We start from the raw sequence: 22,769 nt of genomic DNA on the forward strand, positions 1-22,769 counted from the left end.
GAGGGCCGCTCTCAGCCGCATCTCGCCATGACCGCAGTCAGCCGACCCTCCAGGCGCTCCAGGTCTGCGGGGTCGGTGATGAACGACGTCTTGCCGGGCGGCGGGAGGAAGCCGACGACGTCCATCACATCGAAGTACGGCTGTGGCGGTCGACCGGTCGTCATGGCGTACGCATCGGCGAACCGGTCCGCGACTTCGGTCCCGTGCATGATCGCGAGATTGGTCGCACAGTGGGCCACATCCAGCCACGCCGGCCCAATCGACGTCTCGACCCAGTCGACAACTCCGCTGACCTCGCCGCGATTCCACAACACGTTGCGCGGCTGGAAGTCACGGTGGATGAAGCAGGGATCGTACGCTGGTGGCTCGCCGCGCAGGAGTGCGAAGGCGTCCTCCCACAGAGCTGCGTCCGAAGCCCACACCGGGACGACGAACTTCGCCTCCCACGCCCACGACTCGTAGCTGCGTACGTCGATCGTCGGCTCGACCGCGTGAATGCTCGCGAGCAGCTCGGCGAGTCGCAGGAGCGAAGCGTCGTCTCTCCGCTGCGGCTCGATCGCCCCGGGAAGCAGCGTCATCAGATGCGCCGGGTGTCCGCACATCTCCCCTGTGGGGTCGAGCGCGAGCGACCGCGGCGCGTCCACCTCCGTGGTCGCGAGCATCCTCTGGATCTCGCTCTCGCGGGTGGTGAGCGGCTCACCGTGCGCACGCCACGGCTCGTAGGTCATCAGCCGGAGTACGACTGCCTCGCGCAGCCTTGGGCTGATCGCCAGCATGGTCGACGTCCAGCCACCGGAGAGGCGTCGCACCTCACCGACCTGTTCTCCCAACACTCCCTGGACCCATTCGAGCGCGGCAGAGCAGTCAACCCCGGGGTCGGTTCGCACATGGCAACCCTAGAAGTAGTCCGGGACGTTCCGGCCGGTTACTCGGCCGTAGATGGACCAAAGAGTCCCGGACTACTTCTGGCGGGCGCGGTGGGCGGCCGCTTTCACCCGGCTCTGGCAGCGGGTGGAGCAGAAGCGGCGGCCGGCGTTCTTGGAGGTGTCCACGAAGACGCGGTCGCACGGGTCGGCCTGGCAGACGCCGAGGCGGCCGGCCAGGTCGGAGCCGATCGCCAGGGCGAGGCCGGCGGCGATCCCCGCGCCCCAGCCGATGACGAGGCCGGGGTCACGGCCGTGGAAGTGCAACGCCCACCCTCCACCGCGGGCCCGGTCGAGCTGTGGGACCGAGCCCATCTCGCGCATGAGCGCGTTGACCGCGGTGGCGGCGGTGTCGAGGTCACCATCGGCCGCTGCCTCGAAAACGACGCGCAGAGACTCGGCGAGCGCGACCATCCCGTCGGCATCTGGTTCCTCGACCTTGGGTTGGTAGTCGGAACGGGCCAGCAGGTCGCTGACGACCTGCGCCCGCCGGCCGCCGGGAGGTGGCTGCACCGGACGGGTGCCGTCATGCCCCGGTGTCAGCGCGTTGACGAGCTTGCAGGCCTGCTCGGTCACCGTATGTACGTGACTGTCGAAATGTATTTGACCAGTCACGAACTCGGGTCCTACCGTCTCAGCCATGACCGTCATTCAACCATTGACCAGTCACCGGGGCGCACGGTGGCCGCGATCCCTCGTCGTGTTGGTCATCGCCCGGGCGGTGAACCGGCTCGGTTCCTTCGCCATGGCCTTCATGGCGGTCGCCCTGGTTGAGGTGCACGGGGCCTCCCTCGCCACGGCCGGTGCGGTCGTGACGGCCTTCGGTGTCGCCACCATCCCGTCGCGACTCCTCGGCGGCTGGATGGCCGACACGGTGGGCCGTCGGTCGACCATCGTCGCGGGACTCGTCGCCTGCGCGGTGGCCCAGCTGGTCATCGCCGCGTCTCCGGGGATCGCCGGCGCGCTGATCGGCGCGACGCTGCTCGGGCTGGCGTACGAGATCTACGAGCCCGCCTCCCAAGCGCTGATCGCGGAGTCGGTGGAGGTCGAGCGGCGGCCGCAGGCGTACGGACTCTATGGCGCTGCGATGGCGGTCGCCGGTGTGGCGGCAGGAGCTCTGGCCGCCCTCGTGGGCGGTATCGACCTGCGCCTGCTCTTCGTCGCCGACGCGCTCACCTGTCTGTGTGCCGCGGTTCTCGTCCTCGCACTCGTGCGTGACACCACGGCTCGAGGTGTGCGCCGGCAGCGGTCCGGGCCGAGTCCGTGGCGTGATCGCCGGCTCCTGACGATGCTCGCGCTCGGCACCGGGTTCGCCACCGCATGGATCCTGAGCACGATCGCTCTTCCCCTCACCGTCTCCGCCCGCGGGTATGACGCCGCGGCGACCGGCTGGCTGCTCGTGGTCGCCGCGCTGGTCACGATCGCCGGCCAGCGCCTGCTCCGTGGCGCCGCCGCCCGGCCCTTCACGCTCATCCGCGCGGGACTGGTCCTGATGGCCGTCGGCTTCGCCGTGATCGCGTACGCAGCACCGCTGCCGCTCCTCGCACTCGGCTCCGCGATCGTCGCCCTCGGTGAGGTGCTTCTCCTCGGCCCGCCGATCGCGCTCGTGGCCGGCCTGGCCGCCACCGACGCCTCGCGGGCGGGCTATCTGGCGGCGTACGGCACCTGTTGGGGGATCGCGCAGACGATCGGTCCGATGCTGACGACCAGCCTGATGTCGCACGCCGTACCGACGACCTGGCTGGCAGGAGCCGGCCTGTGCCTGGCCTTGGCCACGATCACACCTCTGGCGGCGGCGTACGCCGCTGAGACGAGGTAGTCCGGGGAGTTTCCGTCCGTTACCCGGTAGTAGACCGACGGGAACTCCCCGGACTATCCCAACGTCAGAGCACGCGCGACAAGAAGGCCTGGGTGCGCTCGTGCTGGGGGTTGCCGAGGACGTCGGCCGGCAAGCCCTCTTCGACGATCACGCCGCCGTCCATGAAGACGACCTTGTCGGCGACCTCGCGGGCGAAGCTCATCTCGTGGGTCACCACCATCATGGTCATGCCCTCGGCAGCCAGGTCCTTCATGACCGCCAGAACATCCCCGACGAGCTCGGGGTCCAGCGCGGAGGTCGGCTCGTCGAAGAGCATCATGTCGGGGTTCATCGACAGCGCCCGGGCGATGGCGACGCGCTGCTGCTGGCCGCCGGAGAGGTGAGCCGGGTAGGCGTCGGCCTTCTCCGAGAGCCCGACCTTCTCCAGGTTGGCCCGGGCGATCTCGGTGGCCTCGGCCCGGCCGCGCTTGAGGACCTTCTCCTGCGCCACGGTCAGGTTGCGCAGCACGGTCATGTGCGGGAACAGGTTGAACTGCTGGAAGACCATCCCGATCCGGGCGCGCAGCGCGTCGACGTCGGCATCCGGGTCGGTGATCTCGTCCCCATCCACCAGGATCGTGCCGCTCGTGGGCTCCTCGAGCAGGTTCACGCAGCGCAGCAGGGTCGACTTCCCCGAGCCGGAGGGCCCGATCACGCAGACCACCTCACCCCGGCCGATGTGGAAGTCGATGCCCTTGAGGACCTCGTTGTCGCCGAAGTACTTGTGCAGGTTCTGTACGTCGATCACGGCCGTGCCTCGGCCGGCGTCCGATGCGGTCTCGGTCTGGGTCATCAGCGGGCCTTCCCGGACTTGGCTTCCATGCGGCGTACGACGATCGAGAGCGGCACCGTGATCAGCAGGTAGCACAGCGCGATCGTGACCATCGGCGTCAGGTTGGCGTTGGCGTTCATGTTCTCGCGACCGAAGGCAGTCAGCTCGTACTCGTCCAGGGTGAGCCCCAGGATGTAGACCAGCGAGGAGTCCTTGGTGAGCAGGATCAGCTCGTTGGTCAGCGGCGGCAGGATGATGCGGAACGCCTGCGGGATCACGATGGTGACCATCGCGCGAGTGTGGGTCATACCCAGCGTGCGTGCCGCTTCGTACTGACCCTTCGGCACCGCCTGGATGCCTGCTCGGATCGTCTCGGCCATGTAGGCGCCGCCGACCAGACCGAGCGCCAGTGTGACGGTGGTGAGGTTGGACAGCTGGACCCCGAAGGCCAACGAGAGCCCGAGCCCGAGTACCAGGAAGACGACCAGCGCCGGCAGCCCGCGGAAGAGCTCGATGATGCCGGTCGAGATCCACCGGTACGGACCGACGCTCGAGAGCCGCATCAGCGCCAGCACCAGTCCGAGCGCCAGCCCGAAGGCGAACCCGCAGGCGGTGTAGATGATCGTGTTCTTGAGCGCGATCACGATGACATCGGGGAACAGCTGGGAGGCGATGTCGAGGTCGAGGAACGCCCGCCGGATCTCACCCCAGTCGGCGATCAGCGCGACGACGACGACCAGCAGCACCAGGATGGCGTACTGGACGTAGCGGGCGAGCGCCGCGCGCTTGCGCGGCGACATCCGCTTCTTGGGAACCACTGCCGCGCTGGTCACTGCGCGGCAGCCTCCCCGAACCACTTCTTGTAGACCTCGTCGTAGGCGGCCTTGTCGTTGATGCCCTTGTTGAGCACGTCGAGCAGCTTGTCGTTGCCGTTCTTCTTCACCGAGAAGCCGTACGCCTCACCAGTCTGAAACTCGCTGGTGATCTCCATGTCGGTGTTGTCCTTGACGAAGTCGTAGAGCAGACCGTTGTCGTTGACACCGGCGTCGGCCTTGCCGGACTTGACCGCCTGCATCATCAGCGCGGAGTCCTCGAGGGTGATGATCTTGGCGTCCTTCGGGGCGTTGTCCTTGACGTAGTCGGCGCCCGTGGTGGCCTCCTGGACGGCGATGGTCTTGCCACCGAGGTCCTCGAGGGCGGTGTAGCCCGCGCCCTTCTTGGTCATCAGGGCCTGGGTCGCCTCGAAGTAGGGCTCGGTGAAGTCCATGACCTTCTCGCGCTCCTCGTTGATCGTCATCGCGCCGGCGGCGACGTCACACTTGCCGGAGTTGAGGGCCTCACCGGAGACGATGGTCTCCCAGCCGATGTTGACGACCTCGGTCTCGAGCTTCTCGGCGTCGGCCGCGATCTTGAGCACGTCGATGTCGAAGCCGACGACCTCGCCGCCCTCGTTGAACTCGAACGGCTTGTAGGGAAGGTGCGTGCAGATGGTCAGGGTGTCGGCCTTGACCAGCTTCGCACCTGACGGGGAGGTGCCACCCTCGTCGCCGCCACCGCAGGCGGCGAGCGCCAGGCCGAGGACGGGAACGGTCAGGGCAGCAGCGAGCTTCCGCAGATTCATGCGGGGCACTCTACGTGTCTTTGGACACCGATGGCCCGCTACCCCTGGGGGTCGCGGGCCATCGTGATGAGATCGTGCATCAACCGAGAACGGCGGCCCAGAACTCACAGTGGCTCGCCGCGGCCGTGTCCACCGGGCGAACCCCAGCATCGCCAGGGGCCAGCTGGAGTACGTCGCCGGAGTCCCGGAAGGCCGGCCAACGAGGCGCTCCGGGTGCGACCGGGCGACCGTGATGGGCGAACGAGGTCCAGTAGCCGACCATCGTGTCGGACAGCTCCTGTTGTCCTTCGTCGAGCTCGCCGAGGAGCCCCGGGAACAGGAACGTCAGCTCGGTGGCGTGCTCGGCGCCCTCCTCGTAGCCGGGCATGTCGATCAGCGGCGGTGCGCCCCGGTCGGCGAACTGATAGGCGAAGACCGGCACCCCGGCGGCCTCGAGCTTCGCGAACGCCTCCTGATGAGCGCAGGTGGACAGTGCCCCGGCCGAGTCGGTACGGATCGCTGCCAGGGCGTGCCGCGGCTCGTCGTAGGCGCTCGCCGGGTAGAGCCCGAGGACGGCATCGGCGGCGGGGCCGTAGCTGCTGCGTACGATCTGCTCGTACTTCGCCTCCGTGATCGGCTGCGGGTACTCGAGCCCGACGTAGAGCCGCATCTCGTCCAGGGTCGAGCCGTGCATCACCGGCACCCGGTTGAACCGTCCGGAGTCGATGGCATCGGGATAGGTCCGTGGCAGCACCCGCGGGTCGCCGACGACTGGTCCGGCGTTGAGCCCGGCCGCAGCGAAGGCCTCGATCAGCTCCTTGACGGGGGTGGCCCGCAGGCAGGCAGCCCCATCAGCCGCCTCGCCGCAGCCCACCGCGGCGGCGAGCCGCCGGCCCTCGGCCTCGGAGCCCGCGTCGCTGCGGGCGCCGGCCGCACAGCTCCCGCTCTGCGGGATCGCCTTGTGGAACAGTCCGGCGGCGGCCGGCGAGGCGATCTGGGCGCAGGTGTCGATCGACCCGGCCGACTCACCGAAGATCGTCACATTGCCCCGGTTGCCACCGAAGGCAGCGATGTTGCGATGCACCCAGCGCAGCGCAGCCTGCTGGTCGAGCAAGCCGAAGTTGCCGGACTCGTACGCCCCGTCCAGCTCGGGATGCGCCAGCCAGCCGATCGCGCCGAGGCGGTAGTTGACCGTCACGACCACCACATCACCCTCGACGGCGAGCTTGCTCGCGTCATAGCCCGAGCTGGAGCCGGTGGTGTTCCCGCCGCCGTGGAACCACACCATCACCGGCAGCTTCCGCTTCGCCGGCCGATTCGGGGCGAACACGTTGAGGAACAGACAGTCCTCGTCGTAGGTCGTCGCACCTCCGTACGCCGGAGCCAGCTGCGCGCACTGGCTGCCCGGTTCGGTGGCATCCCGCACACCCGTCCACGAATCGGCCGGCGAAGGGGCGCGCCAGCGGAGCCGGCCGACCGGCGGGGCGGCGTACGGGATCCCCTGGAAGGTTCGGAAGCCGTCGTGGGCAACGCCCCGGACCACTCCCTTGTCGGTCCGGACCACCGGTTCGGGCGGGTCGGCCGCGGCGGCGGTGACGCCCGCCGTCGCGACCAGGGCTACGGCGAGGACCGGGACGAGAGCACGAAGTCTGAGCACCGATGTTCCTTTCGTCGACCGTCCGAACCTAGGGCCCCGGTGCGGTCCACCGGCAGTGACGGAAGGACCGAAACAAGCCGTACGCAGCGCCCAAATGCGACGAGCGCCGCTGCCCGAAACCGGGCAGCGGCGCTCGTGTGGTCGGTCGAGGCTCAGGCCTCGTCCTCACCCGCGACGTTCTTGATGCGGTTGGGGTCGACCTGGACACCGGGGCCCATGGTGGTCGAGAGGGTGACCTTCTTCAGGTAGCGGCCCTTGGAGGAGGACGGCTTCAGACGAAGCACCTCCTCGAGAGCAGCGGCGTAGTTCTCAGCGAGCTGGGCCTCGGAGAAGGAGGCCTTGCCGATGATGAAGTGAAGGTTGGCGTGACGGTCGACCCGGAAGTCGATCTTGCCGCCCTTGATGTCGGTCACGGCCTTGGCCGGGTCCGGGGTGACGGTGCCGGTCTTCGGGTTCGGCATGAGGCCACGGGGGCCGAGCACGCGGCCGAGGCGGCCGACCTTGCCCATCATGTCGGGGGTCGCGACGACGGCGTCGAAGTCGAGCCAGCCACCGGAGACCTTCTCGATGAGGTCGTCGCCACCGACGACGTCCGCGCCGGCCTCGCGAGCGGCCTCGGCCTTGTCCGGAGCAGCGGCGAAGACGATGACGCGCATCGTCTTACCGGTGCCGTGGGGCAGGCTGACGGTGCCGCGCACCATCTGGTCGGCCTTGCGGGGGTCGACACCGAGACGCATGACGACGTCAACGGTCTCGTCGAACTTCTTCTTGCTGGAGGACTTGGCGATCTTGATCGCGGCCAGCGGGGCGTACAGCTCGTTCTTGTCGAACGTCTCCGACGCCGCGCGGTAGGTCTTGCTGCGCTGCATGGTGATTCCTTCGGTAGTTAAGAGGAGATGTGGTTAGCGAGCCAGCGCGGCTCTCCCACGGTCAGTCGGTGGTGACGCCCATGGAACGGGCGGTGCCCTCGACGATCTTCATCGCGGCGTCGATGTCCTCCGCGTTGAGGTCGGGCAGCTTGGTGGTCGCGATCTCGCGCACCTGGTCCTTGGTCAGCTTGCCGACCTTGTCCTTGTGCGGGACGGACGAGCCCTTCTTGAGACCGGCGGCCTTCTTGATCAGCTCAGCGGCCGGCGGGGTCTTGGTGATGAAGGTGAACGAGCGGTCCTCGTAGATGGTGATCTCGACGGGGACGACGTTGCCGCGCATGGACTCGGTCTGGGCGTTGTACGCCTTGCAGAACTCCATGATGTTGACGCCGTGCGGACCGAGCGCGGTACCGACCGGCGGGGCCGGGGTCGCGGAGCCGGCCTGCAGCTGCACCTTGACGAGCGCTGCGATCTTCTTCTTCGGAGGCATTCTTGAGATCTCTTCCTTCTCGTGGTCATGACGAAGCCGCTTGTACGTTGCGGCCTCTGCCACCTGCTGTGTTGCTCTCGCAACTGGTCAATTGTCCGTGATCCGTCCGGGTTCACGAAATCAGCGGAGGCGGCCCACTCAGTGGGACCCCCTGAGTGACGGCCACCACTCCCCTTGGCATACTCCCCCGGGGATTTACAAAGGGAGCTGAATTGTTCAACCGACGTCTGTCCATGTTCGCCGCGCTCGTGCCGCTCGCCGCGCTCTCGGCGGGCTGGACCGCCGCCGCCACCGGCACCGGGTTCGATCCGGTCGAACCCGTGACGCTGCCCGGCGGCGAGACCCTGGTGACGTCGGCGATCGACCAGCCCGCGAGCGTCACCAAGCCCGCGCCCGCGCAAGGCGCTCGCAAGGGCGCCCGAACCGGCACGATCGCCGTCGCGATGGCGCAGGGAAGCGACATCCCGATGCCGGCATTGGCCGCCTACCAGCGTGCCGCCGCCGTCGTCACCACCGCCGACCGGGCCTGTGCCCTCGACTGGACGCTGCTCGCCGCCGTCGGGATGGTCGAGTCCGACCACGGGCGCCTGAAGAGCAGCCGTCTCGACGACTCGGGCAAGGCCTCTCCTGCCATCTACGGCCCGACGCTGACCACCGGCTCCGGCAGCCCCGCGCCCGACACCGACGCCGGCGCCGTCGACAAGCTCACCAGCGGCGACCGGGCCGTTGGCCCGATGCAGTTCATCCCCTCGACCTGGCCGTTGGTGGCCGTCGACGGAGACGGCGACGGCGTACGCGACCCGCAGGACATCGACGACGCCGCCCTCGCCGCCGCCGTCTACCTCTGCTCCGGTGACGAGGACGTCTCCACCGACGCGGGGAAGCGGGCCTCGCTCACCCGCTACAACCGCAGCGAGGCGTACGTCTCCACCGTTCTGAAGATCGCCAAGGGCTACTCCGACAGCCCCTACGGCGGCGACGACATCGAGCTCGCCGCCGCGCCCGCGCACGCCGAGCCGAAGCCTGGCCGGCCGGGGCAGAATGCGGCGAAGAAAGCCGACAAGAAGCCCGGGAAGAAGAAGCCTCCCGCCGTCACCCCGAAGCCGAGCTCGGGCGCCCGGCCCTCGAACGAGCCGAGCCCGACCCCCTCGACGGCCCCGAGCCCCAGCCCCACCCCGACCGACGACGGCAGCTGGGCCTCGATCTCCGAGCGCCGCGGCATCTGTGCCGCCGAGCTCTCCTCCCGCTTCCCCGACCTCGCCGACGGCTGGGACACCAACCGCGCCGTCGACTCCTGCAGCATCCGGCTGCTCGGCAAGACCGTCACCCAGGCCAACGCCGCCGTCCCGGGAGTCGTCACCGACATCTCCGGGTACGTGGAGTGGTTGATCAAGACGCTGCCCTGATCAGACCGTCGGTCGAGCGTCGGCCCCACCTGCAACGTCCCTGCATCTGCACGGTTGTCGCATCGTCTCCGCAGGTCGGGGCCGCAATTTCCACACACATGAACGGAAGTGGCCACCCCCGGCCGACGCAGGTCGGCCGGCGATCAGTCTCCCTTGCACACAGCCAACGCGTCCTCGGCCTTCGTCACCGCACCCTCGGCCTCGTCGAGCTTCTCCTCCGCAGCCGCCACAGCCTCTTCGGCCTTGGCCGCCTTGGCGGTGAGGTCGGCAGCCTTCGCGGTGGCCTCCGCAGACTTCGCCATGATGTCGGCGAACGCAGCAGCATCCTCAGCGCTGGTGCCCATACTCGCGGCGTCAGCCGCTTCGCCGACCTTGTCCGCTTCCGCTCCCGCCTTCTCCGCTGCGGCGGACGCCTTGGTGAGCGCTGCTTCCAGGGTCTTGACCTCGGCCTGCAGCGGCACGACTGCCGCCTCTGCGGTCTTGACCGCCGCCTCCTCCTCGAGGCATGAGGCTGCGCCCGGCTCTGATCCGGCACCGCACGCGGCAAGGAGGGGCATGATGACAGCGGCGAGCGACACCGCGATCCGAGTCCTGATAGGTACGTTCATCGTGGCTCTCCTTCAATCTGGCGACGGCATCGATCGGCGACAGTTCGCCGCCTGCGGGCCTCCCCGAGAAGTCGCCGCCCGGCAGCGCCCCAGGCCACGGGGATGCTAATCGGCATCCACCCGCGCCGCATTGGCAAAAATTGACGTTCCGCGCGGTCGACTCCTGCGCCATCCGACGGACATCAAATGCCGAATGCCCGGGCCACGGCCCGGGCATTCGTTCGTGTCTGAGCTCGCTCAGACCTTTTCGATCTGGTTGAACGAGAGCTCGACCGGGGTCTCGCGGCCGAAGATCTCGACGAGCGCCTTGACGCGCTGGGACTCGGCGTTGAGCTCGGTGATGGTCGCGTGGAGGGTGGCGAAGGGGCCGTCGACGACGGTGACCGAGTCGCCCTCGGCGAAGTCGACGACCTCGACGGGCTTCTTGGCGGTGCCGGTGGCACCGGAGGAGGCGGTCGCGGCCTCACCGGCGGCGGCAGCCTCGGCCTCGGCCTGGGCGACGACGGCGGGGGCGAGCATGTTCTCGACCTCGGTCATCGACAGCGGCACCGGCTGGTGGCTGTGGCCGACGAAGCCGGTGACCGACGGGGTGTGGCGTACGGCCGCCCAGGACTCGTCGGTGAGGTCCATCCGGACCAGCACGTAACCCGGGAGAACGGTGCGCTTGACCATCTTGCGCTGGCCGTTCTTGATCTCCGGGACCTCCTCGGTGGGGACCACGATCTCGTGGATGTAGTCCTCCATGTTGAGGGAGACGATGCGGTTCTCCAGGTTGGACTTCACCCGGTTCTCCATGCCGGAGTAGGTGTGAATCACGAACCAGTCGCCCGGCTTCGCCCACAGCTCGCGGCGGAACGCCTCGAGCGGGTCGTCGTCAGCGGCCTCGGGGGCCTCGCCCTCGACGATCTCGTCGAAGGAATCCTCGGCCTCGACAGCGTCAGCGGACTCGTCGGCCTCGTCGAACTCAGCCTCTGCAGGCACGTCGGAGGCGGCCTCGGCCGTCTCGAGGACCTCGGTCTCCTCGGTGTAGTCCTGCTCAGACACGTCCTGCTCCAAACCGTTGATTGTGTGTATCGGGTGTGTTCCGCGGGCCGGGGCCCACGCGATCACGCGTCGCGGCCGCCGAACACCCAGAACATCAACTTGCCGAACCCGAGGTCAAGGCCCGCGACGATCGCCATCATGACCAGGACGAAGACCAGAACCACGATGAAGTACGTCGTGAGCTGCTGCTGCGTCGGCCAGACGACCTTGCGGAGCTCGGCCACGACCTGGCGGTAGAACGTCGGGAGACTGGTGCGCTTCTCCGTCTTCTTGTCGTTCGGAGTCGGGACTGCCTTGCTGTCCGTCACGCCGCCACCTTCTCTCGAAAACGTTTCCATCGCTGGTCCGGCTTTGCAGGGCACGAGGGACTTGAACCCCCAACCTTCGGTTTTGGAGACCGATGCTCTGCCAGTTGAGCTAGTGCCCTACGGAGGCCTGCATCAGACGCGCGGTTGAGGGCGCGGCTAACCATGTGGGAAGACCACCAACGGTGAGTCTACGCACTCGGGTTAACGCGTTCCAAACTGGGCCCTCATGACCCATAGGATTGCGGGCATGACCTCAGATCCCCGTCCCCTCGCCGAGCTCTCGCGCGAGGAACTCGAAGCGTTCGCAACGGAGCAGCGCACGGCGTACGACAACTTGGTGGCCAAGGGCCTGAAGCTGGACCTGACCCGGGGGAAGCCCTCCGCGGACCAGCTCAACCTCTCCGACGGCCTGCTCCATCTCCCCAAGACGACGACCGCCCCGGACGGCACCGACACGCGCAACTACGGCGGCCTGGCGGGCGGCATCGAGATCCGCGAGATCTACGCCGAGCTCCTCGGCCTGGACACCGACCAGCTCATCGCCGGCGGCAACTCGAGCCTCACGATGATGCGCGACACGCTGATGTACCTGTGGCTTCACGGTGGCGTCGACAGCGAGCGGCCGTGGGGCCAGGAGGAGACGGTCAGGTTCGTCTGCCCTGTGCCGGGCTACGACCGCCACTTCACGCTCCTGGAGTGGTTCGGGATCGAGATGGTGACCGTGCCGATGCACGCCGACGGCCCCGACGCCGACGCCGTCGCCGCGCTGGTCAAGGACGACCCCACGATCAAGGGCATGTGGCTGGTCCCGACCTACGCCAACCCGACCGGCGACACCACCTCGCAGGAGATCGCCGAGCGGCTCACCTCGATGCCGACCGCGGCCCCCGACTTCAAGATCTTCTGGGACAACGCCTACGCGCTGCACCACCTGACCCCGGCCGAGACCAAGACCGCTGACGTCGTCTCGCTGGCCAACGCGGCCGGCAACCCCCACCGCCCGCTGGTCTTCGCCTCGACCTCCAAGGTCACCTACGCCGGCGCCGGCGTGGGCTTCTTCGGCGGCTCGAAGGAGAACGTCGCCTGGTGGCTCGACCACCTCAGCCACGGTGCGATCGGCCCCGACAAGGTCAACCACCTGCGGCACGCGGAGTTCTTCGGCTCCGCCGCCGGCGTACGCGAGCACATGGCCAAGCACCGCGACCTGCTCGCGCCGCGGTTCGCGGCCGTCGAGGATGCCCTCACCGACCAGCTCGGCGCGCTCGGCGTGGCGACCTGGACCAAGCCCGCCGGCGGCTACTTCGTCAGCCTCGACGTGCTCCCGGGCACCGCGACCCGGGTGATCGAGCTGGCCAAGGGTGCCGGCGTCGCGCTGACCCCGGCAGGATCGGCCTTCCCCGGGAAGCACGACCCGGAGGACACCAACATCCGGCTGGCGCCGTCCTTCCCGCCGTTGGAGCAGGTCAGCGGGGCCATGGAGGTCGTCACGGTGTGCGTGAAGCTGGCCGCTGCGGAGAAGCTGCTCGCGTGAGAGAGCGTCAGCGAACGAGCCATGAGGTCATCAGGCGACCGCGTCCGTATTCTGGCGCTTGCGCTACGGAGGTGGTCGCGTGAGTGAGGACCGACCCCGAGACCGGCGCAGCCTACGTACGCTGCCCAAGGCGCATCTGCACCTGCACTTCACCGGTGCGATGCGCCACGAGACCCTGCTCGAGCTGGCCACCCGCGACGGGATCCGGCTGCCCGACCAGCTCGTCTCGGAGTGGCCGCCGGCACTGAGCGCGGCCGACGAGAAGGGCTGGTTCAGGTTCCAGCGTCTCTATGACGTGGCGCGCTCGGTGCTGCGCACCGAGGCGGACATCCGGCGGCTGGTCATGGAGGTCGCCGAGGACGACGTACGCGACGGCGGCAGGTGGCTCGAGATCCAGGTCGACCCGTCGGGCTATGCGGCGAAGTTCGGCGGGATCACGGCCTTCACGGATCTGGTCCTCGACGCAGTCCGCGACGCGGAGCGGTCCACCGGGCTCGGGATTGCGGTGATCATCGCCTCCAACCGCACCCGGCACCCGATGGACGCGCGCACGCTGGCGCGTCTGGCCGCGCAGTACGTCGACCACGGCGTGGTCGGCTTCGGGCTCTCCAACGACGAACGGCGCGGGCGGACCGAGGAGTTCGACCACGCCTTCCAGATCGCCGAGAAGGCCGGTCTGCGGCTGATGCCGCACGGCGGTGAGCTGCGTGGGCCCGAGCACATCCGCACCGTGCTGCGGTCGCTGCACGCGACCCGGCTGGGTCATGGCGTACGCGCTGCCGAGGATCCGGCGCTGCTCGACGAGATCGTGCGCGCGGGCGTCGCGCTGGAGGTCTGCCCGACCTCCAACGTGTCGCTCGGCGTCTACTCCGACCTGACCTCGGTGCCGCTGCCGCAGCTGCTCGACGCGGGTGCGACGGTGGCGCTGGGGGCCGATGACCCGCTGCTGTTCGGGTCCCGGCTGGCGGCGCAGTACGCCACCATGCGGGCGGCTCACGAGCTCACCGACGCGACCCTCGCCGACCTGGCGCGGATGTCGATCACGGCGTCGACCGCGCCCGAGTCGACCAAGAAAGGTCTGCTCGCCGAGATCGACGACTGGATCAGCGCGCCCTCGCAACCCACGGATCCGGCAAGTTAAGACAGAATGTCGGCCATGACGAACCCGTCCGACGATCAGCCCGATCCCAACAAGCCGGCCGACGCCTCCACCCCGCCTCCGCCGACCCCGTCCGAGCCGACCCCCGACGAGCCGACCCAGGGCGACGAGACCCAGGTGGCGACTCCGCCTGGGTCGACGCCGCCTGCGCCGACCCAGCCGATGTACGGCCAGACCTACGGTGAGCAGCCGTCCAACCCCTACGGTGGCGCGACGTTCGACCAGAAGCCGCCGGCCCCGCCGACGGCCGGATACGGACAGACGCCTCCGCCGCCCGCCTACGGCGGTCAGCCGAACTACGGTGGTCAGCCGGGCTATGGTGCTCAGCCAGGCTACGGTCAGGCGCCCTACGGTGCTCCGGCTGCGTACGCCGGTCCGGTCGGCACCCCGGACTCGGGGGCGACCACGGCGATGGTCCTCGGCATCGTCGGGCTCGTGGGGTCATTCCTCTGTGGCCTCCCCATCGTCCTCTCGCCGTTCGCCCTGTTCATGGGCCTCTCGGCCAAGAAGCGGATCGACGCGTCGGCCGGCGCCCTGACCGGCCGCGGCAACGCGCAGGCGGGCTTCATCCTCGGCATCATCGGCACCATCCTGCTGGTGCTGAGCATCCTGGCCATCGTCGTCATCGTCATCATCGGCGTCAGCGGCGGGTTCGACGACCCGGGCTACGACAGCTACGAGACCTACGACAGCGAGTTCTGAGATGACGGACACGCCTCCGCCCGGCTATCAGCCCGCACCGGCGCCCTACGGTTTCCCGCAGCCCCCTCCGCATCCTGAGGCCAACTCGGCGATGGTCTTCGGGATCGTCGGGCTGTGCCTGTCGGTCATGTGCGGCGGGATCGGCGTCTTCGTCGCACCGTTCGGATGGGTCAAGGGCAAGCGGGTGATGGCCGAGATCGACGCCAACCCGGCTGCCTACAGCGGGCGCGGCAACGCTCAGGCCGGTTTCATCACCGGTCTCATCGGGACGATCTTCGGGGCGCTCTACATGCTCTTCTGGATCGCCTACATCATCTTCATCATCGTGATGATCGTCGTCGCCTCCAACGAGACCGACAGCACGACGTTCGACGGCATCAACGCGATGCTGAGCAGCCGAATCTGACGGATGGACTGCGGCTACTTCACCTCCGGCGCCTGCCGCTCCTGCCGCTGGCTGGAGATGGCGTACGCAGACCAACTCGCGCAGAAACAGCGGCGGGTCGCCGAGGCACTCGGTGACGTACGTTGGGAGGAACCGGTCTCCAGCCCGGAGGCCGGTTTCCGCAACAAGGCGAAGATGGTCGTCGCCGGCTCGGTGGAGGCGCCGACGCTGGGGATCCTGTCGCACGACGGTCTCGGGGTGGACCTGCTCGCGTGCGGGCTGCACACCCCGGGCCTGCAGGCCGCGCTGCCGGTCCTCTCCCGGTTCGTCACGACCGCGCGGCTGACTCCCTACTCCGTGCCGGAGCGGCGCGGCGAGCTCAAGCACGTGATCGTCACCGAGGCGCCCGGCGGGGAGCTGATGGTGCGCTGGGTGCTGCGGTCCACCGAGGCGCTGGCCCGGCTGCGCAAGCACCTTCCGGCGCTGCTGGACGACCTCCCGATCGGCGTCGCCTCGGTCAACATCCAGCCGGAGCACAAGGCCGTCATCGAGGGGCCTGAGGAGATCTTCCTGACCGCCCGCGAGGCGCTCACGATGGAGGTCAACGGGATCGGTCTGCGGCTGCGGCCCCACTCGTTCTTCCAGACCAACACCGAGGTCGCGGCCGCGCTCTACCGCCATGCCCGCGACCTGGTCTCCTCGGCAGCGCCGAAGTCGGTGTGGGACCTCTACTGCGGCGTCGGCGGATTCGGGCTGCACGTCGCCGCTCCGGGGCGGCAGGTGCTCGGTGTCGAGTCCAGCGAGCAGGCCGTCGAAGCGGCCGCCTCGACCGCCGCGGAGCTGGGACTGCCGGGCACCAGCTGGGTGGCCGGGGATGCGGCGGCGTACGCACTCTCGGCCGGCTCCGCGCCGGACCTGGTCATCGTCAACCCGCCGCGGCGCGGGATCGGCTCGTCGCTCGCCGCGTGGCTGGAGCAGTCGGGGGTCGAGCACGTCGTCTACTCCTCGTGCAACGTCGACACCCTGGCCCGCGACCTGCGCGACATGCCCTCGCTCCGCCCCGTCTCGGCACGGCTGCTCGACATGTTCCCCAACACCGACCACCACGAAGTGCTCATGCTCCTCGAACGAGCCTGATGCCGAGTCGGCTCGTTCTGACGAGCCGACTCGACGGGGAATCACGTCAGCTCGCGCCGACTCGGCGCGATCTGGCCAGGGTCAGCGCGCCGAGGACGAGGCCGGTGAGGCCGAGGACGATCGCCATGCCGCCGCCGACCACACCGTTGCCGGTGCCGGGTCCGCCGTCGGCCACGAGGAGGTTGACGACGCCGATGACCAGGGCGATCGTGCCGCAGCCGAGCGCCACGACGGCGCCGTTGCGGCCACGGTTGCCGACGCCGCGTACGGCACGGGCCAGCGCTGCCGCACCGGCGACCGCGCCGGCCAGGCCGACGAACGCGGCGAGCGTCGCCCACAGCCGGGCGGTGGTCAGTGTGTAGGCGCCGACGTCAGGGTCAGCGGCGCTGATGAGTACGTCGTTCAGGGACATGGAGGGCTCCTTCATCGAGTTCGATCGGATGACTCGATCGTCCCGTCGACGCACGCCGGAGTCGTCCTGCCTGCGTGGACTCTTCGGAGCCGTCGCTACTGCGTACGTGGTAGCCGGATCTCCTGCGTCAGAGGGACTCGCGGGTGGCGGGCGCGGGCATATCCTGCTCGCATGGCCAGGCAGCGGATCACGGTCGGAGACTGGGTCATCGCCGCGGGTGTGGCCGTGGCCCAGTTGGCGGCTGCGCTGAGCGGCGGTCAGCCCGACTCGGGCAACGAGCTTCTCGGCTACGCCGCCCTGGTCGCGAGCGGTCTGGTCCTGGTCTTACGGCGCCGAGCACCGGTCGCCGTGCTGGTCGCCAGCGGCGCGTGCGGGCTGGCCTTCCAGGCACTCGGGATCGACGTCGCGGTGATCGCGTTCCTGGTCGCGGTCTACGCAGCCGTGCGGGAGGGGCATCGGCTGGTCACGGTGCTCGCCGCGGTGGCGATGCAGAGCGGGCTGTTCCTGGTGGCGTACGCCTCCGTGGGTGACCTCGGCGCCGCCTCCGAGCAGGCGCGCGGAGCCCTGGAGATCGCCTGGCTGATCGCGGCAGGTGCCGCCGGCGAGGCGCTCCGGCAGGCCGAGCGGCGTGCCGACGAGGCCGAGCGCACCCGGGAGGCGGCGGCACAGCGCCGGGCCGACGACGAGCGCCTGCACATCGCCCGCGAGCTGCACGACTCCCTCACCCACCAGATCTCGGTAATCAAGGTCCAGTCCGAGGCAGCGGTCCACGTCGCGCAGCGGCGTGGCGAGGAGGTCCCCGAGTCGCTGCTGGCGATCCGAGAGGCCGGGCGCGAGGCGGCCCGCGAGCTGCGGGCCACGCTGACGGCGCTGCGCGACGACGATCCGAACCCGCCGCGGGGGCTCGAGGACGTACGCGACCTGGTCGGGTCCGCCGGGTCCACCGGACTGGATGTCACGCTGACCGTCGACGGGCAGCCCGGCGCGGTGCCGGTCGCGGTGGGCCGGACGGCCTACCGGATCGTCCAGGAGGCGCTGACCAACGTGACCCGCCACGCCGCGGCCACCACCGCGTCGGTCCACATCGACCACCGGCCTGACTCCCTCGGGATCCGGGTCGAGGACAACGGCACCGGCGCCCCGGCGACGACCGTGCCCGGCATCGGGCTGCTCGGGATGCGGGAGCGGGTCTCCGCCCTCGGAGGTCAGCTGCGGGCACAGCCCCGCGAGGAGGGCGGTTTCATGGTCGAGGCACGGCTGCCGGTGGAGCGTACGTCGTGATCCGGGTGCTCCTGGTCGACGACCAGCCGCTCATCCGGAGCGGGTTCCGGGCCTTTCTCAACATCGAGGACGACATCGAGGTGGTCGCCGAGGCGGCCGACGGCGTCGAGGCGGTGGCGCTCGCCCGGGAGCATCTGCCGGACGTGGCCCTGGTCGACATCCAGATGCCGGTGGCCGACGGTCTCGAGGCGACCCGGCGGATCGCCGCCGACCCCGCTCTGAGCGAGGTCCGCGTCGTGATCCTGACCAACTACGGGATGGACGAGTACGTCCTCGAGGCCCTGCGCGCCGGCGCCACCGGGTTCCTCGTCAAGGACATCCAGCCTGAGGACTTCGTGCACGCGGTCCGGGTCGCCGCACGCGGCGACGCCCTGCTGGCGCCGTCGGTCACCCGTGCGCTGATCGACCACTACGTCAGCCAGCCCTCCCCTGCCGACGCTCCCCTCGGGCTCGCCGAGCTCACCAACCGGGAGCGCGAGGCGGTAGCCCTGGTCGCCCGGGGCATGACCAACGACCAGGTCGCCGAGGCCATGGTGATCAGCGTGCTGACCGCCAAGACCCACATCAACCGGGCGATGACCAAGCTGCACGCGCGCGACCGCGCCCAGCTCGTGGTGTTCGCCTACGAGTCGGGGCTGGTCGCTCCTAGAGCTCCACGCCGAGCATGACGGGCTCGTTGACGAGCACGATCCCGTACGCCGCCTCGACCCCGTCACGTACCTCTCTCGCCAGGGCGAGCAGGTCCTCGGTCGTGCCCTGGCCGCGGTTGGTGAGGGCGAGGGTGTGCTTCGTGGAGAGCGACACCCTCGGGTTGCCGTGGCCCTTCTTGAAGCCGGCGTGGTCGATGAGCCAGGCGGCGGAGGTCTTCACCGTGCCGTCGGGCTGGGGGTACGCCGGAGCGCCCGCAGGCACATCCTCGGGGGCGACCACGGGGTTGGTGAAGAACGAGCCCGCCGACCAGGTGTCGTGGTCGGCCTCGTCGATGACCATGCCCTTGCTGCGACGCAGCGCCAGGACCGCCTCGCGGATCTGCTTGGACGGCACCCGGGTGCCCTGCTCGACGCCGAGGGCACCGGCGAGCTGGGCGTACGCGATCGGGGAGCCGGTCTCGCCGTCGGTGCCGAGCCGGAAGGTGACCTCGAGGACCACGTAGCGGCCGGGTCGCTCCTTGAACCGCGACCAGCGGTAACCGAACGCGCACTCCCCGGCCGTGAAGCTCCGCACCTCGCGGAGCTCGCGGTCGAACACCTTGACCGAGGTGATGGTCTGGGAGACGTCCTGGCCGTACGCCCCGACGTTCTGGATCGGGGTCGCGCCCACGCTGCCGGGGATGCCGGAGAGCGCCTCGACGCCGCTCCAGCCCTTGTCGACCGCGGTCGTCACGAAGTCGTCCCAGGTCTCGCCGGCAGCCACCGTGACGCGTACGCCGCCTTCGACCGGCTCCGCCGCGACGCCCGTGGTCGCCAGCTTGACGACGGTGCCCGGGAAGCCGGCATCGGCGACGACCAGGTTGCTGCCGCCGCCGAGGACGAGCACGTCCTTCCCGGCCGCGTCGGCCGCGGTCACGGCCTCGATGATCTCCGCCTCGGTGGTCGCGGTGACGAACTCCGCCGCCGGGCCGCCGAGATGGAAGGTGGTGTGCTTCGCGAGAAGTTCAGACACGTACGGAGACCTTCGGCATGCCGAGGACCTTCTGGTCGCCGGAGACGACGGTCAGGGCGATCGTCGCCAGCCCGTCCTCGACGGACTTCACGGTGCCGCTGACCGTGACCGAGGTGCCCTCGTCGTCATCGGGCACGACGACCGGGTTGGTGAACTTGGCGCCGAAGTCGACGACCTCGGCACCGTCGGTCCACTCCGAGACCGCCCGGGCGACCAGCGCCATGGTGAACATGCCGTGGGCGATCACGCCGGGGAGGCCGACGGCGGTGGCGATCCGGTCGGACCAGTGGATCGGGTTGAAGTCGCCGCTCGCACCGGCGTAGCGCACCAGCGACGCCCGGGTGACGGGGTAGGTCTTCGGGGCCAGCTCGGCGCCTGCTTCGAGTGCCATCACGCGACCTCCGCCGCTCGGTGGACCAGGGTGGCCGAGGTGGTGCACACGACCGCCCCGGATTCGTCGGTGATCTCCGAGACCGTGCCGATGATGTCGTTGCCGCCGATCTGCCGCAGCGAGGCGACGCTCAGGGTCGCGACCAGCACGTCCCCCGGCGCGATCGGCCGGACGTACGCGAACTTCTGCTCGCCGTGCACGATCCGCGACAGCTCGACCTGGACGTCGTCCAGGAAGGCGTTCATCGCGTCGAAGGCGAGCACGATCGGGAACGTCGCCGGAACCGGGTCCCCGCTCTCCCAGCTCGCACCGGTGGCGGCAGCGAACTCCCGCACCTTCTCATCGGTGACCCGATAGGGCCTGGTCGGAGGAAACGCGCGCCCTACGAGCGACCCATCAACTGCCATGCGGACAACTCTAGTGGCCCGCCGAGAAGTCGCCCGCGTCGGCCGAAGCGTCACGTAGGTCGGCCGAGTTGGCAGACCCGTGCCAACTCGACCGACCGGGGTGACGTCTCGGCCGACGGGGGTGACGTCTCGGCAAATGACGAACGCCCCGCCTCCCGGAACTCGGGGCGGGGCGTTCGGAGCGCCGATCAGTGTCGCGCTCTACCTAGAAGACAGGCTTCAGCGGGTCTCGCGGTGCGCGGTGTGCTTGCGGCAACGCGGGCAGTACTTGTTGAGCTCGATACGGTCGGGGTCGTTCCGACGGTTCTTCTTCGAGATGTAGTTCCGCTCCTTGCACTCGGTGCAAGCGAGGGTGATCTTCGGGCGAACGTCGCTGCTCTTGCTGGCCACAGGAGTTTCCTTACGGTGCTGAATCGAGGTGATGCGGTCTTTGGCGGTAGCGGGGGCGGGGATCGAACCCGCGACCTCACGATTATGAGTCGTGCGCTCTAACCGCCTGAGCTACCCCGCCTCAACAGGAATCAGGCCCGCAGTATTCCTACTGCGGGACCTCAACCCAAGAATCCTAATGGACCCAGAGCCCCTTTACGGAATCGAACCGTAGACCTTCTCCTTACCATGGAGACGCTCTGCCGACTGAGCTAAAGGGGCGTTGCGAAAGAGAACATTACGGTAGGGGCGGCGTGCTCAACAAATCGGCAGGGCCCTTCCCGCCGCCAACCGCATCATCGCAGGTCAGAGGGGCCCTCGGCGCCTCGATCGGGCTCCCAGACGCGCGCGAAACCCATCGCCTCCTCGAGCTCGTAGGACAGCTCGAGCAGCATTCGCTCGCGTCCCGGTGCCGCCCCGAACATCATCCCCTGGGGCAGCCCGGCGATGGTCTGTTGAATGGGCAGCGACACCGCCGGCCCACCGGTGACGTTCTGCCACGGCGTGAACGCGACCCAGTCCATCAGCCCCTTCATGACCAGCTCGTAGACCTGGCCCGGAGCCAGTCGCCCGATCTCCGGGGTCTCGTGCGCGACCGTCGGCGTCAGGACGACGTCGTACGCCGCATGGAACCCCTCCGCGATCGCCTGCGCCTTGCGCAGCCGGACGATGGCGGCCGGGACGTACTTGGCGTTCTTGAGCGTGTGCTGGGCGAGGCCGACCGTGAGGTTGTCGAGCCGGGTGCGGTCCCAGGTCTTGCCGCGGAGCGGGCCGGCGTTGACCAGTGCGACCGCCAAGGTCCCCCAGTAGAGGACGAAGTCGTCGGCGAAGGTCTCGGGCACCGGCGGAGGCACCGCCTCGACGGTGTGACCGAGCTCCTCCAGCACCGCCGCCGTCTTCAACGTCAGCTCGGCGACCTCGGGACTGGCGTCGCGCCCGAGCGCACCCGTGAAGATGGCGCAGCGCAGCCGTTTCGACCCGGGGCCGGTGACGTCCCCGATCGGCGGCAGCGAGGTGTGGTGCGCCTTCTCGGCCTCCCGGAAGAAGGCGGCGGTGTCGCGTACCGAGCGGGTCAGCACGCCGTCGGTGACGATCTTGAGCGGCAGCAGGCCGTAGAGCGGGTCCTGGGGCAGCCGGTCGCGGGTCGGCTTGAGCCCGACCAACCCGCACGCGGCCGCCGGTATCCGGATCGAGCCACCGCCGTCGTTGCCGTGGGCGATCGGTACGGCTCCGGCGGCCACCAGCGCACCCGAACCCGCCGAGGACGCCCCGGCCACCCGGCCGGTGTCCCACGGGTTGCGCACCGCGCCGAGCCGCGCATGCTCGGCCGTGCCCGAGAACCCGAACTCCGAGAGCTGAGTCTTCCCCAGCGACAGCAGCCCGAGCTTGAAGAGCAGCTTGGTCATCTCGCCGTTGCGTGAGGCCGGCGGCATGACGTACGAATCCGTGCCGTTCCTGGTGGGCACACCGGCGACGTCGGTGTTGTCCTTGATCAACGTCGGTACGCCGGCGAAGAAGCCGGCCCGGGGAGCACGCGCCTGGATCCGGGCCCGGTCGAAGGTGCGGTAGGCCATCGCTCCGAGCGCGGCGTCGACCGCCTCGATCCGGGCGATGGACGCCTCGACCGCCTCGAGAGTGCTGAAGTCGCCGCGCCGCAGAGCCTCGGCGACCCCGACCGCGTCGAGAGTGCCGAGGACGTCGTCGGAGAAGGCGTGCACTCGAGCCATGAAACCAACGT

General features: G+C 69.3%; 26 protein-coding genes and 3 tRNA genes. 9 read left to right on the plus strand and 20 right to left on the minus strand.

Annotation, left to right across the window (positions count from 1 at the left end):
• Positions 1-11 precede the first annotated feature (11 nt).
• Both ABTX24_RS00450 and ABTX24_RS00455 read right to left on the minus strand, forming a co-directional pair.
• Positions 12-809 (minus strand): phosphotransferase family protein, encoded by a 798-nt coding sequence (locus tag ABTX24_RS00450; protein WP_350836636.1) that lies wholly within the window; start codon positions 807-809, stop codon positions 12-14.
• Positions 810-959: 150 nt separating this feature from the next.
• Positions 960-1,565 carry a CGNR zinc finger domain-containing protein gene (locus ABTX24_RS00455; protein ID WP_160025590.1) on the minus strand — a complete coding sequence of 202 codons (606 nt, stop codon included), beginning with the start codon at positions 1,563-1,565 and terminating at the stop codon, positions 960-962.
• On the opposite strand from ABTX24_RS00455, the gene ABTX24_RS00460 reads away from it, so the two are divergent.
• Positions 1,564-2,742 (plus strand): MFS transporter, encoded by a 1,179-nt coding sequence (locus tag ABTX24_RS00460; protein WP_350836638.1) that lies wholly within the window; start codon positions 1,564-1,566, stop codon positions 2,740-2,742. The genes ABTX24_RS00455 and ABTX24_RS00460 overlap by 2 nt on opposite strands.
• Positions 2,743-2,806: 64 nt before the next feature.
• Here ABTX24_RS00460 and ABTX24_RS00465 read toward each other — a convergent pair whose 3' ends face one another.
• The 6 genes from ABTX24_RS00465 to rplK all read right to left on the minus strand — a co-directional run bounded on the left by ABTX24_RS00465 (position 2,807) and on the right by rplK (position 8,169).
• Positions 2,807-3,574 (minus strand): amino acid ABC transporter ATP-binding protein, encoded by a 768-nt coding sequence (locus ABTX24_RS00465; protein WP_350713371.1) that lies wholly within the window; start codon positions 3,572-3,574, stop codon positions 2,807-2,809.
• Entirely contained in the window at positions 3,574-4,386 is an 813-nt protein-coding gene (locus ABTX24_RS00470; protein ID WP_350836640.1) for an amino acid ABC transporter permease, read from the minus strand. Before ABTX24_RS00470 ends, ABTX24_RS00465 begins: the two co-directional genes overlap by 1 nt.
• Positions 4,383-5,174, minus strand: a complete 792-nt coding sequence (locus tag ABTX24_RS00475; protein WP_350836641.1) for an ABC transporter substrate-binding protein — start codon at positions 5,172-5,174, stop codon at positions 4,383-4,385. Before ABTX24_RS00475 ends, ABTX24_RS00470 begins: the two co-directional genes overlap by 4 nt.
• Positions 5,175-5,253: 79 nt before the next feature.
• Positions 5,254-6,810, minus strand: a complete 1,557-nt coding sequence (locus tag ABTX24_RS00480; protein WP_350836643.1) for a carboxylesterase/lipase family protein — start codon at positions 6,808-6,810, stop codon at positions 5,254-5,256.
• 152 nt (positions 6,811-6,962) lie between these two features.
• Entirely contained in the window at positions 6,963-7,679 is a 717-nt protein-coding gene (gene rplA, locus ABTX24_RS00485; RefSeq protein ID WP_350713375.1) for a 50S ribosomal protein L1, read from the minus strand.
• Positions 7,680-7,740: 61 nt separating this feature from the next.
• A complete protein-coding gene (gene rplK / locus ABTX24_RS00490) occupies positions 7,741-8,169 on the minus strand; it encodes a 50S ribosomal protein L11 (RefSeq protein WP_160025595.1) in 429 nt (142 codons plus the stop codon).
• A 212-nt stretch (positions 8,170-8,381) separates the two neighbouring features.
• On the opposite strand from rplK, the gene ABTX24_RS00495 reads away from it, so the two are divergent.
• Positions 8,382-9,575, plus strand: coding sequence for a lytic transglycosylase domain-containing protein (locus ABTX24_RS00495; protein ID WP_350836645.1), 1,194 nt, complete (start codon positions 8,382-8,384; stop codon positions 9,573-9,575).
• 143 nt (positions 9,576-9,718) lie between these two features.
• Here ABTX24_RS00495 and ABTX24_RS00500 read toward each other — a convergent pair whose 3' ends face one another.
• The 4 genes from ABTX24_RS00500 to ABTX24_RS00515 all read right to left on the minus strand — a co-directional run bounded on the left by ABTX24_RS00500 (position 9,719) and on the right by ABTX24_RS00515 (position 11,654).
• Positions 9,719-10,183 (minus strand): hypothetical protein, encoded by a 465-nt coding sequence (locus tag ABTX24_RS00500; RefSeq protein ID WP_350836647.1) that lies wholly within the window; start codon positions 10,181-10,183, stop codon positions 9,719-9,721.
• 237 nt (positions 10,184-10,420) lie between these two features.
• On the minus strand, positions 10,421-11,227 hold the full coding sequence (nusG, locus tag ABTX24_RS00505) for a transcription termination/antitermination protein NusG (protein ID WP_350713378.1): 807 nt from the start codon (positions 11,225-11,227) through the stop codon (positions 10,421-10,423).
• A gap of 62 nt (positions 11,228-11,289) precedes the next feature.
• Positions 11,290-11,565 carry a preprotein translocase subunit SecE gene (gene secE, locus ABTX24_RS00510; RefSeq protein ID WP_160025598.1) on the minus strand — a complete coding sequence of 92 codons (276 nt, stop codon included), beginning with the start codon at positions 11,563-11,565 and terminating at the stop codon, positions 11,290-11,292.
• A gap of 16 nt (positions 11,566-11,581) precedes the next feature.
• Positions 11,582-11,654: transfer RNA gene (locus ABTX24_RS00515), tRNA-Trp, on the minus strand.
• 128 nt (positions 11,655-11,782) lie between these two features.
• Here ABTX24_RS00515 and ABTX24_RS00520 point away from each other — a divergent pair.
• The 5 genes from ABTX24_RS00520 to rlmC all read left to right on the plus strand — a co-directional run bounded on the left by ABTX24_RS00520 (position 11,783) and on the right by rlmC (position 16,449).
• Entirely contained in the window at positions 11,783-13,066 is a 1,284-nt protein-coding gene (locus ABTX24_RS00520; RefSeq protein WP_350836649.1) for an aspartate aminotransferase type Ic, read from the plus strand.
• A gap of 79 nt (positions 13,067-13,145) precedes the next feature.
• Positions 13,146-14,207 carry an adenosine deaminase gene (locus ABTX24_RS00525; protein WP_350836651.1) on the plus strand — a complete coding sequence of 354 codons (1,062 nt, stop codon included), beginning with the start codon at positions 13,146-13,148 and terminating at the stop codon, positions 14,205-14,207.
• A gap of 15 nt (positions 14,208-14,222) precedes the next feature.
• Positions 14,223-14,927, plus strand: coding sequence for a DUF4190 domain-containing protein (locus ABTX24_RS00530; protein WP_350836653.1), 705 nt, complete (start codon positions 14,223-14,225; stop codon positions 14,925-14,927).
• Position 14,928: 1 nt separating this feature from the next.
• Positions 14,929-15,333, plus strand: a complete 405-nt coding sequence (locus ABTX24_RS00535) for a DUF4190 domain-containing protein (protein WP_350836654.1) — start codon at positions 14,929-14,931, stop codon at positions 15,331-15,333.
• 3 nt (positions 15,334-15,336) lie between these two features.
• On the plus strand, positions 15,337-16,449 hold the full coding sequence (gene rlmC / locus ABTX24_RS00540) for a 23S rRNA (uracil(747)-C(5))-methyltransferase RlmC (protein ID WP_350836656.1): 1,113 nt from the start codon (positions 15,337-15,339) through the stop codon (positions 16,447-16,449).
• A gap of 46 nt (positions 16,450-16,495) precedes the next feature.
• Here the strand turns inward: rlmC and ABTX24_RS00545 are convergent, their stop codons facing one another.
• Complete coding sequence (locus ABTX24_RS00545) at positions 16,496-16,861, minus strand: DUF6223 family protein (protein WP_350836658.1); 366 nt, start codon at positions 16,859-16,861, stop codon at positions 16,496-16,498.
• Positions 16,862-17,032: 171 nt separating this feature from the next.
• Between ABTX24_RS00545 and ABTX24_RS00550 the strand changes: the two genes are divergently transcribed.
• Entirely contained in the window at positions 17,033-18,142 is a 1,110-nt protein-coding gene (locus ABTX24_RS00550) for a sensor histidine kinase (RefSeq protein ID WP_350836659.1), read from the plus strand.
• On the plus strand, positions 18,139-18,810 hold the full coding sequence (locus ABTX24_RS00555) for a response regulator (RefSeq protein WP_350836660.1): 672 nt from the start codon (positions 18,139-18,141) through the stop codon (positions 18,808-18,810). Before ABTX24_RS00550 ends, ABTX24_RS00555 begins: the two co-directional genes overlap by 4 nt.
• Here ABTX24_RS00555 and ABTX24_RS00560 read toward each other — a convergent pair.
• The 7 genes from ABTX24_RS00560 to ABTX24_RS00590 form a co-directional block, all read right to left on the minus strand.
• A complete protein-coding gene (locus ABTX24_RS00560; protein WP_350836661.1) occupies positions 18,788-19,804 on the minus strand; it encodes a UDP-N-acetylmuramate dehydrogenase in 1,017 nt (338 codons plus the stop codon). The two genes, ABTX24_RS00555 and ABTX24_RS00560, sit on opposite strands and share 23 nt — an antisense overlap.
• Positions 19,797-20,195, minus strand: a complete 399-nt coding sequence (locus ABTX24_RS00565; RefSeq protein ID WP_160025607.1) for a MaoC/PaaZ C-terminal domain-containing protein — start codon at positions 20,193-20,195, stop codon at positions 19,797-19,799. The genes ABTX24_RS00560 and ABTX24_RS00565 overlap by 8 nt, the downstream gene beginning before the upstream one ends.
• Positions 20,195-20,602, minus strand: coding sequence for an FAS1-like dehydratase domain-containing protein (locus ABTX24_RS00570; RefSeq protein ID WP_350836663.1), 408 nt, complete (start codon positions 20,600-20,602; stop codon positions 20,195-20,197). The genes ABTX24_RS00565 and ABTX24_RS00570 overlap by 1 nt, the downstream gene beginning before the upstream one ends.
• 219 nt (positions 20,603-20,821) lie before the next feature.
• Entirely contained in the window at positions 20,822-20,992 is a 171-nt protein-coding gene (rpmG, locus tag ABTX24_RS00575; RefSeq protein ID WP_091042824.1) for a 50S ribosomal protein L33, read from the minus strand.
• Positions 20,993-21,039: 47 nt separating this feature from the next.
• Positions 21,040-21,113: transfer RNA gene (locus tag ABTX24_RS00580), tRNA-Met, on the minus strand.
• 67 nt (positions 21,114-21,180) lie between these two features.
• Positions 21,181-21,253: transfer RNA gene (locus ABTX24_RS00585), tRNA-Thr, on the minus strand.
• A 74-nt stretch (positions 21,254-21,327) separates the two neighbouring features.
• Positions 21,328-22,758 (minus strand): amidase, encoded by a 1,431-nt coding sequence (locus tag ABTX24_RS00590; protein WP_350836664.1) that lies wholly within the window; start codon positions 22,756-22,758, stop codon positions 21,328-21,330.
• Positions 22,759-22,769 lie beyond the last annotated feature (11 nt).

The sequence above is a fragment of the Nocardioides sp. NPDC127514 genome, from assembly GCF_040302125.1.
In the GTDB taxonomy this organism is placed as follows: Bacteria; Actinomycetota; Actinomycetes; order Propionibacteriales; family Nocardioidaceae; genus Nocardioides.